The sequence below is a fragment of the Psychrobacter sp. AOP7-B1-24 genome, assembly GCF_052376215.1.
Classification (GTDB): Bacteria; Pseudomonadota; Gammaproteobacteria; order Pseudomonadales; family Moraxellaceae; genus Psychrobacter.
This window is the reverse complement of sequence record NZ_JBQSVL010000077.1, coordinates 1-13,670: the sequence shown is the minus strand read 5'-3', so window position 1 is coordinate 13,670 and position 13,670 is coordinate 1. Positions and strand designations below refer to the sequence as shown.

The following is a 13,670-nucleotide window of genomic DNA, read 5'->3' as shown; positions in this document are numbered from 1 at the left end:
GCCATAGTATGTCGATATGTTTATGACGCTAATATATATCGTAGTTATCATCATATAGTAGCATGAATGTCATTATACATATGAGCCAACACATTCTTTCAGCGATGGTGCAAAAACTATCCCAAAAATTCTGAGTACTATTTGATCAACTACATTTATTACACCTGGTATGTGTATATAATAGCTATTAGTGTCAGCAATGTTTTCAATCTGAAATTGAGTTATTTTTCACCCCTGTTTATATTTCTGGTCCTGTTGAGATGATGATACCGTGTCATCCAATTATATCTAAAACTTATGATCATGCTGAGAGAGTTATGAATAACCCTGCTAACGATAGTCACCCTACAGCATCAACTGCGACTTGGTTGGCTGAAGGCCAGTCAAGTCAACGTGACATGTTGGTCAGTCTGCAAGCGCTAAAAACCCAAGCTGAAACATCATTTAACATCATCGCCTCGCACCGCCATCATAGACCTGAAATTTTTGAGTTTGCTGACAGCATTTATCTTGAGCCTTACACCATCGCTGTCAATGATAATGAGCAAACAGCGCCTAAACCTGATACACCACTGATGCCACGCTGGCAGTTCGTCTTAGAACATGCTAAGACGAATAACGTAAAAGTATTACTGACTGGGCGTAATGGGATTGACTATGAAGCCCATCGTGAGAAATTTAAGGCAGCCGGTATTCGTTTATTAACCGGCGCAACCAGCGTTTCATCATTAGAGTCAATCAATGATAAGTTTGCCTTTATGCAGCAGTGTCATCAGCACAATATTCCAGTCGCTGAGGCTTGGCGCTTTGATAACGCTGATGAGCTGCGGGCATTACTGGCGGAACACGGTGATCAGCCTTTATGTGTCAAGCCTGTCATAGGGATTTTTGCTCAAGGATTTTGGCGACTGGATTCAAATAAAGAAGAAGACAAACATTACGATAGCTTTGAGCATTTATACTTTACCGAAAAGAAAAAAATCAGCACTGAACAATTTATGAATGCTTATAGCAACAGCCTAATGGTGCATAAACGTCCCATTCCGATGCTATTAATGCCTTACTTGTCAGGACAAGAGTACTCTATTGATGTAGTATGCGAATATGGTGAGGTATTGGCTGCTGTCACTCGTTATAAAACAGGAAAAATTCAGCATATTGGCTACGAGCAATCAGTCATGGATGTGGTTATTCCACTGATTAAAGCCTTTAATTGTGATGGTATCGTGAGTGTACAAACCAAAGCTGATGATGACGGTCAACACCGTGTACTTGAGATTAACAGTCGCCCATCTGGCGGTATTGATTACACTACCCATAGCGGTGTGGATTTGACACAAATCAGTTTCGCTTATTGGTTAGGTTTGACCGATAAACCAAAGCTGGCTGACATCATACAGCGGATAGTACCCTGCCAAGTACGCTCTATCGTGACGAGTGTCAAGATAGAAGAAGCCAGCATTGATTAGAGTATATATACGACTGCCTCTACTCACAAACCGTACAGCATAGAAAAGGTTTTTAGAATCAAATTCTAAAAACCTTTTTTATTATAAGCGACTTAATAAACAGAACAGTCATAGCTGAGTGTTATTCACCAAATACTAGATTCTCTTTTTTAGGTGCGTTCTTAGAGGCTAAAATCCATAGTAATCCCAATACAACTACTGAACCGATAAAAATAATCATTGATGAAGAAGTAGGATTATCATATGAATGACTCATAGGCATCATCTCACCTGTCATCTGCATATCCATAGCTGCTACACCAACATAGTGCATACCACAAACCGCTAGTCCCATCAAAAACGCACTACCAAAGCGTTGTAATGTGCCTCGTAGATTAAATGCTAACCATAGCGCAGTTATCGCTGCTACAATTGCAATTGCAATTGAGACCATTAAGAGTGGTATGTTATATGACATGGTTGCATCCATTTGCATTGAGGCCATACCTGTGTAATGCATTGCCGCAATACCAAGTCCAGTAATGACTCCGCCGCCAATCAATTTGGCTATATTGGACTCTCCACGACCAACGATAACAATACCAACCGCAACAAATAAAACGGCAAGTAACATTGAAATGATAGTCAAGCTTAGATCATAAGTGACCGGCATCTTCATATCAACGGCCATCATACCAATATAATGCATCGACCAAATGGCACCACCGAGCGCGATTGAAGACAATGCAACCCAAAAGTATAGATCGTTTCCTGGCTTAGCAGATGGCACGCGGATGGCAAGGTTTAGACCAACATAAGAACCAAATACTGCAATAACATATGAGATAAACACCAAAAGTAGGTTATATTCAACTTCAATCATTTTCTTCGCCCTCTATATTTAATAAAACTGAGCTTAAGCAACACTGGTTTAGATGAACCAAGATACTTTATGCATTTATTACTATTATTCATAGGCATTAAACTGTCTATGCATGATTTTTTTACCAAATGGTAAATTCACAAATATTGGTACTACCAGCCCCACAACTTGTCTCTCTGACTTGGGCATCTTTTATCGCAGGATTGCTTGCTAAGAAACCTTCTATGTAACCAACAACAAAATGACAGCCTGAATGGCTGCTATCTGACAACTTGCAAAATGGGCATTTAATTAACGAAATTACATCATTTTTAGCTTTCACCTTAGAGAATTCTTTTAAAGCTGGTACAAGTTCACGACTGATGGTTGCTGACAGTTTTAATGGACTACCAAGAGAGTAGTCGCGTTGATAAATACCGCCACCCACCTTGCGTCCTAACTCATACAATGCTTGATCACGAATTTCATTTGGTACGACATTCTCATATCGTCTAACAACATCTACTATGTCGGGATATTGAGCACCAATAGCTGTTAAAGCATTTTTTTCATCCAAACTTTGTTTCATTGGTGGTGCTGATGAGACGGCATCTACTGCACTTGCACTTGCACTTGCACTTGCACTGTCATCTTCATCTATTTCTAACTGAAAAAGGGTACAGCCTTCGATAGAAGACAAATCATTGATTAAATCCTCTTGTGTCTTTGACCCTCTGCTTTTGGCAACAACATGAATAATATTGCCACCATTTTCTGAAAGCTCTTGCTTTTGGGATAAGAGTTGATAACCTGCTTTGATAAGCGGTGAGATAACATTAACTAAACGAATACGCTCAGAAGATGTTTCCAATGAACAAGAAAATTTCAAAGATCACTCCTTTTCTAAAAATATCGCCAAACTTTTTTAGCACCAAGCTTTTAGCTAGACTCAATGACTAATACAAATTAAGTTTTAGACTTATGGTTCATCGACTTTCTGGTCGCATGAAGCTTATAAAAAAACATTATACACAGCTTATATTTTTCTTTACTTTGTATAAAAACAAATTAAATATTTATTTTTTAATATATACAATATATTTTAAATTTATTATATATAATTTTTATATAATTTTACGCTTAGCTATTGATATCGCCAAAATAGAAAAACTTAAATAATGCTATTTAACAGTCTCTATTTTTAGCAATTATTCAATTCCAATCTAAAAAACCCACTACTTTTCAGAAGGAAATAAGCATTATTATTACTTAATAGGTACATTATGACAAGACGGAATTCAGTGTTGCCGGATAAATGGCAATATTATCCGATAGGTGGCTAAAAAACAGGTTTTAGATTTTTCTTATTGAAAATGAGAAGCAAACTTTCAAATCCATATAAAAAATAGGGATTTTTAGTTTATTATTACAATGACATACAAATCATTCTATTCCAGTTCCCCAATAAAAACTACTGTAATAAGCAAATATCGCTTTTTTTAAAATGACTGCATAGTTATTCAAATAGCTACCTAAAAACTGTCTATAATGATTTGTAATTAACTCGATTAGAGGCAGACCATGACGACACAGACCGCGTTAGTATTAGGAGCAAATACCGTTATCACGCAATCTTATTGTTCGGTGGCTTTTTCTACAAAAAGCAATCTTAAATTTGGAGAGCATGTTGGATTAATATGGCTACCTTTAGATGAACACCGTAAAGCAGCTTGTAGTCCTGCCTACCTTCACGAACCTAAAGACTGGGCTAAACTAAACAATGCTGATAATCCAAATATTTGGCAATTAGATTTATCCAGTTTGTTTGATACACAGGGCGTTAGCTTTTTGCAATTGATTGCCTATGCTTATCAAGAACCGAGCCTCAACCTACCTGCTGTTGAGCTGAATACTATTAGCTTGAGACTCAATGATGGTGTCATTACTTATGATTTCACAGCCAATGAGCGCCATACAAAAGCAGCGATTGTATTAGAGATATATCGACGCAATGGTCAGTTTAAATGTCGGGCGCTAGGTGAAAGCTCTTCTCAAGGCTTGGCAAGCTTAGAGCATAGAGTGCAAATCAGCCTTGATACCCGTCCTCCAGATACCCATGCACTCATTCAAGCCGCTCAGCAGCAACAGCGAACTCAGCCGAACCATGAAACGCGCACACCGCGTCAAGTACAAGCTGGTGAAACATGGACTGGCACGGCATTCGCCATTGACGCATACCATCTCTTAACTTGCTATCATGTAATTGAATCAGCGGCCATGATTGGCATACGACAGCAGGGACAGCCTGACCGTGAAGCGCAAGTTGTACTCAGTGATATCGGCAGCGACTCAGCGATTATTCGAGTGAACGAACCCCTGCCTAGCTATTTGCCGCTCGCACAGCGATGCTCTGATAACTTGGGCGAAACCATTACTACGTTGGGATTTCCGTTATCAGGGCTCAGCAGCCAACTGCAAGTAACGCAAGGCTGTATCTCAGGGTTAACAGGGTTTGGTGATGATATTCGCTATATGCAATTTACCGCCCCCATTCAGCCCGGCTCTAGTGGCAGTCCGTTATTGCTACCGACTGGTGAAGTCGTTGGCATGGTAACCTCAAGCCTTGTGCACGAGCATGCACAAAACATGAACTATGCAGTGAAATTTCAGTTACTATCTGCATTACTCGCAAGCGCAGGTATTGAATTAGATGAGACATCAAACTCATCTGTTGCGAAAGATACTCCACTAAACACACCGACATTAAGCAAACAAAGCCGTGGGGCATTATGGTTAGTTGGATGTCAGGGCTAAAAGAACCATCGAGATAATCAAAAAAAACAAGAAGCACCAATTAAAGAAAGTGTGTTAAGGAATATAAATGTCAGTTCAACTTAAAAGTATCGCCGTACTCATAGATGCAGATAATGCATCAGCAAAAAATATCGGTCAGATATTAAAAGAGATAGAGAAAATTGGTCATATTACTTGTAAAAAAATCTATGGTGATTGGGGAAACGCTCATATTCAAAGTTGGCAAGAAGCATTACTCAAACATGCTATCGATCCCATGCAGCAATTTGCCTATGTAAAAGGCAAAAATGCGACTGACATCGGCATGGTTATAGAAGCAATGGATCTGCTGCACAGTGGTCTTTACGATGGTTTCTGTCTGATTTCGAGTGATAGCGACTTTACTTCATTGGCACTACGTATTCGCAAAAACCATGTAAAAGTATTTGGCTTTGGTAAGCGCAATACGGTCAGTGCTTTTTCACAGGCTTGTGATACCTTCTTTTATGTAGAAGATTTACTAGTATCAATAAAAACAAGCTCTAACCCTCAAATTTCTAATAGTAAAATCACTCAAGACAATAAAAAAATTATCCATAAAAAAGAGCATAAGGTAATCTCGGCATGGAATGAAAATCGCTTAAAATGCGATACCAAACTACTCAACAGTCTACGCGCCTCTATTGTCGACCATCCCAGAACAGAAGATAATCGCTGGGTAAATTTCGCTTTGATAGGCAATGAAATAAAAAAACATCACCCTACTTTTGATTCTCAGTATTATGGATATTCGAAACTTGCTGATATTATTAAGAAAATTAGCTTGTTTGAGACTAAAACTGTCAATTCCACCCTGTATGTACGTGAGAAAAAAACCAAAAAAAGCAAAGGAAAAACAAATGTTAGTCCTAATAAGGCAACTACACGCTTCACGACTAAGCAATTGCAAGCACAAACACATTTAATTGGTGTACTAAATAAGCTAATAAGAGAAAACCCAAATACTACTCAGGGTTGGTCTAACAGTTCTTATATTGCTAGCCAACTCAAAAAGCATTATAAGAACATTAAACTGGATAGATATGGTTATAAGAGTTTTTCCGATTTGATTAAGGCGATAGACCTATACGATATTGAACATAGAAACAGTACAGTGTTAGTGAAATTAAAAAATATTCAGCAGAAACCTTCAGATCACATGAATTATTCACCGAGTCTGAACTGCTCGTCTCATGTACAAAAAACATGGAACGATACACAAGATGAGGGTTTATGTATGCTAAGCGAAATTTATGGCGTGACACTTTATGACGGTTATGGAGATTAACAATTACAATGGTAAATAACTCTAACAAAAACAGAATCAATCTACCCCGTGGCACGCTTGATCTAACTTATCAAATGAATCAGGTGTCAGGGAACCATGCAACTTACCAATTAGAAGACTTGCTTGGGTTTGCCCAGCGTATTAACCCAAAACGTGCGTTTTTATTTGTCTCAAAAGTCTTAGGCCGCCATATTCCAATAGCACCTAATACCATGCGTAGTGCTTTTACAGATTTGGCAAACTTAGTACCTAACGACTTACCTGAACCCATTTTAGTTGTTGGTATGGCAGAGACTGCCGTTGGATTGTCAGCAGGCGTACATCAAGCACTACAATCGCGTTATCCTAATGCTTTATTATTGAACTCTACCCGTCATGCGCAGCACAATGATGATAATAGTGAAACGTTACTCACCACTTTTAGTGAAGATCACAGTCATGCCAGCCAGCATTTAATTTATCAAAGTGCAAATCAGGCGACACAAGAACAATTACTCGCTAGTAAGACCCTTATTATGGTCGATGATGAAGCATCAACAGGCAACACCTGCGTGAACGTTGTTACCGCCCTACGTAATGCAGGGCTGAGCCAATTAAAACAGGTCCACCTAACCACGCTAGTGGACTGGTCATTAGGGCAAGCCGATACAGATGATACTATCGCTCAACGCTTACCCAATATTGATTTTCATCGTCATCACTTATTATCTGGTGCGTGGCAATGGACGGATGCACCCAACCCTGAGCCCATTACCATGCCATCAGTTGATACGACTGATGCTGGTAGTCGATCATTAGGCAATACTGGCAATTGGGGACGATTTCCAACGCTTGATAGCACAGATGGGTTTGATCGTTATTTGGCTAGATTTAAAACAGCCTTTACCAGTTTTAGCGGACAGACACAGTTTAATAAAGAGCAATTGCCACAGCGAATTTTGGTGTTAGGTAGTAATGAATTTGTTTGGCTGCCATTTTTATTGGCTGAATGGCTTGAAGGTCAGGTCCAAGGCTCTGAAACAACGGCTATCGTGAACTTCAGCGCTTTGACACGCTCACCCATTGCTTTGGGCGGTGCGATTACTAACATGTTGAGTTTTAGCGACAATTACGGACTGGGAATGACCAACTTTGTCTATAACGTTGAGCCTAGCGAATGGGATTTGATTGTATTGTGCGTAGAGACATCAGCTGATAGTGTCGATGAAATGTGGCAAGGTTTGGATAATGTGTTGGTGGTGGGTTCTGATATAAAAGCTATCTGAAATATTGATCGATATCAAAACCACTGTTAATCTGTCGTGTGTCCTTTTTCGTCTAAATAGTCTAAAATTTTTAAACACCTAGGGTGTGTTTGATCCTTTAACCATGGAAGTGCCTATTTGTGAATATCAAACATGCCCTAGTTAATATTTCAATATTATCAGCACCGCTTTACTGATTTGATGGCAATTTAACTCTTTTTTATTAGCATCTTTAGAATGAGGACACACCCTAATCAGATTATAGTTGTAGCCATGACAATAAACACGAATTTCAAATAATAAAGATTATCATTATTATATTCATATAAACAAATACAAACTGTATTATAACCCTTATGTGTGCTGTCAAAAATACCTTTTTTAGTCTAAAAAATATTTATTTATTAACCAGATCTACTGTAAAGCGTTTTCTATCTTAAAAAGAACACAAACCCAATAAAATCTATTCTCAATACCCTAAACAGTATAAAAAAATATCCAAACTCTCTAATAATTAGAGAAAAATATAAAATTATGACTTGAATATTTGATAAAAATCTCATATTAATCACTGTCAAACAATGGCCAGTATTATTATGAATTTTTATATTTTATTTAAAGAATCAACAGCTATTTTATAAAGACATTTAATTTATTAAAAACACTTAAATAACTGTAAAGCTAAACCCATCTTAAATACAAATAAAAGCACCCGAACATAGAGACTGTCATGAATTCTAACCACAAAGAAAAAACACCATTTTTTCAATCAAGTTTAGATATTACTAAACCTTATGCGCTTATGGATTTAGACGACACCCTTTTTCAAACCCAGCGTAAAATTGACGCATGGGACTTACCAACCACTGAACCTGAGAGTTTGGTTTGTGCTACCGTAAACAAACAAGGCGAACCATTAAGTATGATGAGCCAACGTCAAGCAGTTTTTTTTAATTGGCTGCTTGTTAGTACCGAGCTCATCGTAGTCACTGCCCGTGATCGCCATGAAATCAAGCGTGTTAAGCTACCGTTTGATAGTTGGCAAGTACTGACACATGGTGCCGTGATTTTAAGCGCTGAAGGTTACTTATTGAGCACTTGGCAACAGCATATGTATGAACAGCTTGCACCATTGCAGGATAAATTGAATCAGCTGAGCCAAGTATTTACCCATTACAGCAAAAATGATGGTAGTCAACTCGTATTTACACCACATATCGACAGTTTTCATAATGGTTCTGTCAATGAAGAGTTGATCATTTATTTAGCTATTAAGCACGCGCATAAAGACCACCAAGCACTAATAGAGTTAGCTAAAAAACTGCCTACGTTAATACGTAATTTTGATCAATATTTTTATGTGCATGTAAATGCTAATAATCTGGCAATACTGCCGCATGCAGTTCATAAGCATCATGCAGTACAATTCTTACTAGACAACCATTTAGACAGTCAGCGACCCAGTTTTGGCTTTGGTGACAGTTTGGCTGATTTGCCATTTTTACAGTTGCTTGATTGGTATGGCATGCCCAATCACGGTCAACTACATGACAATCTGATATGAGAAAACAACCTCTATGACTAACCCTAATATAAAAAAATCAAATCATTACGGCTCAGGCAGCTATCTTCCTAGTGATGTGACGGTGCTACTCGATATCGTTGATAAAGATGCCGTGGCCGATGTACCGGTAAATCAAAAAGAAGCGCTTATCCAAAGCGGTCAACGTCACTATTCAGATATGTTAACGTTAGAGCAAGCACCCACTGCGATGCATGAGCAGTTATACAGTCAAGCACTAGAACAAGGTACTAGCAGAACTGCGACAGATATCGCTAATTTGGCTTATACGTTACACCATACTTTTCAGAAAAATATTAATGCTGAGCAGCCATTAGTATTGGTCAGCTTGGTACGGGCAGGTTTACCGATTGGCGTGTTGTTACAACGCGCATTGGTAGATGCTGAGAGTAGCTACTCGCTGCCAAGCGTGCATTATGGTATTAGCATCATTCGTGATCGTGGCCTTGATCCAGTAGCACTACAAATGATACTAGAGGCTTACCCAGATAGTCCTATCGTGTTTGTCGATGGCTGGACGGGCAAAGGCGCCATTTATCAAGAGCTTGCTAGTAGCCTCAAAGTATTTAGCGACCATAGCCACCCAAACTTTACCAATATCTTTCATCATGGTGCTGAGATCATTCCATTGTTAACCCTAGCTGACCCAGCTGGTGTTGCTTGGCTTGCTGCTAGTGCAGAAGACTGGTTAATCCCATCAGGATTACTAAACAGCACTGTGTCGGGGCTCATATCACGCAGCCTATATACCGATCCACAATTAGGATTACATCGCAGTGTGTTTTATGATAACTTGATAGAATCAGATCGTAGCTTGGCCTTTGTCGATCAAATCGATGCGGCACGTCGTGCACTGACCAAACCCTTACAATGTTTGCCACTATACCCACAACCCCGCTACCAAACCGCTGACGTAATTCATACGATCGCAGCAGATTATGCTATTACCAATCGCAATCGTATAAAACCAACTATCGCAGAAGCAACCAGAGCCATATTACGCCGTGATCCTGAACGTATCTTACTGGCAACTGCCAAACATCCTGATACGATACTGCTCAGACATTTATGTGCACAGCGAGATATCGCTATCAGTGTATTAGGTGATAAAATACTGCCTTATCAAGCTATCACACTGATCAAGCAACGCACCAAAAACAGCTAGCACATGTTTAACATTTATAGCCATTCCACTATAAGACTATTACAGCATCTCGCTTGAAGTATTAGATGTACGTCTACACTCGATTGCCTTGTACTACTTTTAAATTGAATCGACTATACCAATAAGTACTTATAAATAATAAATAGATGCTTATAAATAGACACTGCTGCTAAGTGACGATCTTTGAGTCAGTTCGCTTGATAATATATCCTGCTTTTTATAACCACTTACTTATCACTATTGATGATGCCAATTATGTCAGATACGCCAAATTACGAGTCACATCTATATAACCATAGCCAGTCTTATGCGCATTTATTTACTGAGCGTCATGCGATGGTTAAACCACACACCTATCACCCTTATCAACTTGGTGCCAGTCTCTATATGCCTGCCACTCGTCAAGATATATGGCAAGTCATCAAGCGTGATAAATTACCAACAATCAATAGTATTATTATTTGTTTGGAGGATGCTGTCAGCCATAGTGACGTCGATCTAGCACTTGAGCGCTTACAATCGCTGCTTGATACATGGGCCATGCATGTCGATACTATCCATAACCCATCAAGAAAAACGGATCTCAAAACGCAACATCCGACTCGACCATTGGTATTTATACGTCCACGCAATCCGATGATGTTACAGCAGCTGGCGGACTATCCTCATATCGAGCTAATTGATGGTTTCGTCATGCCCAAAGTAGATATGTACAGCTTATCCAACTGGCGCATGGCTTGTCAGAACCTCAGCACCGATCAATTATTGATGCCCACGCTTGAAACTGCAGCATTATTCAATCCACATCACAATCAAGAACTCGCCATCGGCTTTAAGGAAGCTTTTAGCCAGCCAATATTTGCCCTGCGTATCGGTGGCAATGATTTGTTTGCGGCGCTACGTCTCAGGCGCCCTAAACACAGCATTGTCTATGACACACCAATCGGCACCCTAGCCTATCAGCTACTTGGTTGCTTTGTGCCGCATGGCTTTTATCTAACCGCGCCCGTGTTTGAATATTTAGATCAGCCAACGCTGTTTATGCAAGAGCTGACCCGTGATGTCAGTTTGGGCTTAGTCGGAAAGACCGTCATTCATCCAAGCCAAATCACTTTGGTGCAGCAAGCATACTGTGTACCGCTCAGTACGTTGGATGAGGCACAAGCGATACTTCATAGCGAGGCCAAAGCGGTATTTAAATACAACAACACCATGCTAGAGCCAGCCACGCATCGTGCTTGGGCAACGGAAATAGTGGATCGAGCAAAAGTGTTTGGGATTCTTGATGATGGCAATAACGAATACAGCTCTCGAATGTAGCAAGCACATACGTAACCCTCAATTGAAAAAAGCCACTATCATCATGTGATAGCGGCTTTTAAATTTGATACGATATTCTAGAGCATGCCATCAATTTAATTGACAGTCACCTAAATGCGCTAAGAACTCACTCATCACTCGATTGACCTGTTCAGGTTCTTCTACTGTCGCTGTATGTCCAGCTCCTTGAATAATCGCAAGTTTAGATCCTGCAATGGCAAAATGTATACGCTCAGCTTTTGGATAAGGTGTCGCCACATCTTCATCACCAACGATGATCAAGGTCGGCGTTATGATATCACCAAGCTGCTCATAAGTTCCTGTACGCTCAATAACACCCATTGTTGCCTTAATAACACCACCCTTACGATTTCCTTGTAACATCGTGATCCACTGTTTGCGCTCAGATTTCCTTAATTTATCTGCCAAAAAGCTACTACCAAACATAATCGGCATTATCTTGTTGCTCACGCGTTTGACACCCAACCAGCGAATGGCTTTGACAAGCTTACGATACTGCGGCACATTTTTAGGATCTTCAGGATCAGCAGACGTCTCTAAAAGAGTAAGTGATAGTAATAAATCAGGACGCTTAAGCGCGATTCTCTGTGCGACAAAACCGCCCATAGATAACCCAACAAAGTGACATTTATCAATATCAAGCGCTGCAAGCAGTCCTAGCGCATCTTCCGTAAGCGTTTCCATATCATAGCCAGACTTGGTGACCTCCGATTGACCTTGTCCTCGAAAATCAAAAGCAATACAGCGATAGTCGCTTTGAAAATACTCGACTTGTTTGTCATACATCTGCGCATTCCACAGCAGACCATGTGCAAATACCATCACAGGCTTTTTTACATCATTTGGCGCACTGTCTTCATAATAAATATCCACATTATTAATTTTGATAGTTGGCATAATCACTTCCTTGTTTTATAGATAGAAGAGGCTCACATATCCCTAAATATTCAAGCAGCTTCATAAATAATCCCCTAACATGGGTTTTAGCATTTTAGCATAGCCTATTAAACCTCAATGTGTCTTGAGCGCCCACAAAACCCACTTTTATAATCATACCAAGCTGCTATAGTTAATGCAGTTTAAAAAATATGCAAAACAACCAAGTGCAGAGGTATATGTGATACTTCAAGCAAGACGCTGTCACTCTTTTCTAGAGAATTGACTATATAGTACTATGTCGTCGATAAGACACCTATAATAACTTATACAAGGATAGATACCATGACGCAGGTTTTTGTCGATTACCATGTCGACCAGCACATTGCCACCATTACCTTCAATGATCCAAAAAGCCTAAATGCTTTTGGTACGCCATTAAAAAACGACGTACTAAAAGCACTTGATAATGCCGAAGCCGATGATCAGGTTCGCGTCATTATTTTACAAGGCGCAGGCGGTAATTTTTCCAGTGGCGGCGATATCAAAGAAATGCTGTCCCAAGGCATGGATAAAGACGTTATTTCAAACAAACTAAAAGGTATGGTCGAGGGCGCTGGAGAAGTCAGCTTAAAGTTACGCCACATTCATAAACCCATTATCGCTAAATTAGAAGGCGCGGTGGCTGGCGCAGGTATGAATTTGGCGCTCACTTGTGATTTCCGTATTGCGGCTGATAATGCTAAATTCGTACAGGCCTTTGTCAATATTGGATTGATTCCAGATGCAGGTGGTATCTATCTACTCAATCAGCTCATTGGTGCGGCCAAAACCACTGAACTAGTAATGTTGGGTGACAGGCTCAAAGCTGAAGATATGGCTCGTTTAGACTTAGTCAATAGTGTGGTCAGTGTCGATGAGCTAGACGCTAGTGTACAAGCATTGGCCATGCGATTGAGCCAGCTACCAGGTAAAGCGTTGGCATCTATGAAACACATGCTAAATGTACATGCTTTCACTGGCCTAAATGAA

The 13,670-nt window shown here is 39.7% G+C and carries 11 protein-coding genes; 8 read left to right on the top strand and 3 right to left on the bottom strand.

Annotation, left to right across the window (positions count from 1 at the left end):
* The first annotated feature begins 317 nt into the window (after positions 1–317).
* Positions 318–1,469, top strand: a complete 1,152-nt coding sequence (locus ACT3QP_RS12485; protein WP_444525722.1) for an ATP-grasp domain-containing protein — start codon at positions 318–320, stop codon at positions 1,467–1,469.
* Between the two features lie 121 nt (positions 1,470–1,590).
* On the opposite strand, the gene ACT3QP_RS12480 is transcribed toward ACT3QP_RS12485, so the two are convergent.
* Both ACT3QP_RS12480 and ACT3QP_RS12475 read right to left on the bottom strand, forming a co-directional pair.
* Positions 1,591–2,331 (bottom strand): MHYT domain-containing protein, encoded by a 741-nt coding sequence (locus ACT3QP_RS12480; RefSeq protein ID WP_444525721.1) that lies wholly within the window; start codon positions 2,329–2,331, stop codon positions 1,591–1,593.
* A gap of 121 nt (positions 2,332–2,452) precedes the next feature.
* Positions 2,453–3,199 carry a hypothetical protein gene (locus ACT3QP_RS12475; protein WP_444525720.1) on the bottom strand — a complete coding sequence of 249 codons (747 nt, stop codon included), beginning with the start codon at positions 3,197–3,199 and terminating at the stop codon, positions 2,453–2,455.
* A 692-nt stretch (positions 3,200–3,891) separates the two neighbouring features.
* Between ACT3QP_RS12475 and ACT3QP_RS12470 the strand changes: the two genes are divergently transcribed.
* The 6 genes from ACT3QP_RS12470 to ACT3QP_RS12445 all read left to right on the top strand — a co-directional run bounded on the left by ACT3QP_RS12470 (position 3,892) and on the right by ACT3QP_RS12445 (position 11,741).
* Positions 3,892–5,124 carry a trypsin-like peptidase domain-containing protein gene (locus ACT3QP_RS12470; protein WP_444525719.1) on the top strand — a complete coding sequence of 411 codons (1,233 nt, stop codon included), beginning with the start codon at positions 3,892–3,894 and terminating at the stop codon, positions 5,122–5,124.
* Between the two features lie 67 nt (positions 5,125–5,191).
* The gene (locus ACT3QP_RS12465; protein WP_444525718.1) at positions 5,192–6,430 is read left to right on the top strand and encodes an NYN domain-containing protein; all 1,239 of its coding nucleotides are present in this window, start codon (positions 5,192–5,194) and stop codon (positions 6,428–6,430) included.
* A gap of 8 nt (positions 6,431–6,438) precedes the next feature.
* The gene (locus tag ACT3QP_RS12460; protein ID WP_444525717.1) at positions 6,439–7,695 is read left to right on the top strand and encodes a phosphoribosyltransferase domain-containing protein; all 1,257 of its coding nucleotides are present in this window, start codon (positions 6,439–6,441) and stop codon (positions 7,693–7,695) included.
* A gap of 709 nt (positions 7,696–8,404) precedes the next feature.
* The gene (locus ACT3QP_RS12455; RefSeq protein WP_444525716.1) at positions 8,405–9,238 is read left to right on the top strand and encodes an HAD hydrolase family protein; all 834 of its coding nucleotides are present in this window, start codon (positions 8,405–8,407) and stop codon (positions 9,236–9,238) included.
* A gap of 13 nt (positions 9,239–9,251) precedes the next feature.
* The gene (locus ACT3QP_RS12450) at positions 9,252–10,421 is read left to right on the top strand and encodes a cysteine protease StiP domain-containing protein (RefSeq protein ID WP_444525715.1); all 1,170 of its coding nucleotides are present in this window, start codon (positions 9,252–9,254) and stop codon (positions 10,419–10,421) included.
* Positions 10,422–10,676: 255 nt separating this feature from the next.
* The gene (locus ACT3QP_RS12445) at positions 10,677–11,741 is read left to right on the top strand and encodes an HpcH/HpaI aldolase/citrate lyase family protein (protein ID WP_444525714.1); all 1,065 of its coding nucleotides are present in this window, start codon (positions 10,677–10,679) and stop codon (positions 11,739–11,741) included.
* Positions 11,742–11,831: 90 nt separating this feature from the next.
* Here ACT3QP_RS12445 and ACT3QP_RS12440 read toward each other — a convergent pair whose 3' ends face one another.
* Positions 11,832–12,659: an alpha/beta fold hydrolase gene (locus ACT3QP_RS12440; protein WP_444525713.1), complete on the bottom strand. Its 828-nt coding sequence runs from the start codon at positions 12,657–12,659 to the stop codon at positions 11,832–11,834.
* Between the two features lie 324 nt (positions 12,660–12,983).
* Here ACT3QP_RS12440 and ACT3QP_RS12435 point away from each other — a divergent pair.
* Positions 12,984–13,670: enoyl-CoA hydratase/isomerase family protein (locus ACT3QP_RS12435; RefSeq protein ID WP_444525712.1), on the top strand; the 687-nt coding region annotated here is incomplete at its 3' end.

Bases quoted from the DNA above. Each gene is read 5' to 3' on its own strand.
- ACT3QP_RS12485 (WP_444525722.1), top strand. From the start codon at position 318: ATGAATAACCCTGCTAACGATAGTCACCCTACAGCATCAACTGCGACT.
- ACT3QP_RS12480 (WP_444525721.1), bottom strand. From the start codon at position 2,331: ATGATTGAAGTTGAATATAACCTACTTTTGGTGTTTATCTCATATGTT.
- ACT3QP_RS12470 (WP_444525719.1), top strand. From the start codon at position 3,892: ATGACGACACAGACCGCGTTAGTATTAGGAGCAAATACCGTTATCACG.
- ACT3QP_RS12465 (WP_444525718.1), top strand. From the start codon at position 5,192: ATGTCAGTTCAACTTAAAAGTATCGCCGTACTCATAGATGCAGATAAT.
- ACT3QP_RS12460 (WP_444525717.1), top strand. From the start codon at position 6,439: ATGGTAAATAACTCTAACAAAAACAGAATCAATCTACCCCGTGGCACG.
- ACT3QP_RS12455 (WP_444525716.1), top strand. From the start codon at position 8,405: ATGAATTCTAACCACAAAGAAAAAACACCATTTTTTCAATCAAGTTTA.
- ACT3QP_RS12450 (WP_444525715.1), top strand. From the start codon at position 9,252: ATGACTAACCCTAATATAAAAAAATCAAATCATTACGGCTCAGGCAGC.
- ACT3QP_RS12445 (WP_444525714.1), top strand. From the start codon at position 10,677: ATGTCAGATACGCCAAATTACGAGTCACATCTATATAACCATAGCCAG.
- ACT3QP_RS12440 (WP_444525713.1), bottom strand. From the start codon at position 12,659: ATGCCAACTATCAAAATTAATAATGTGGATATTTATTATGAAGACAGT.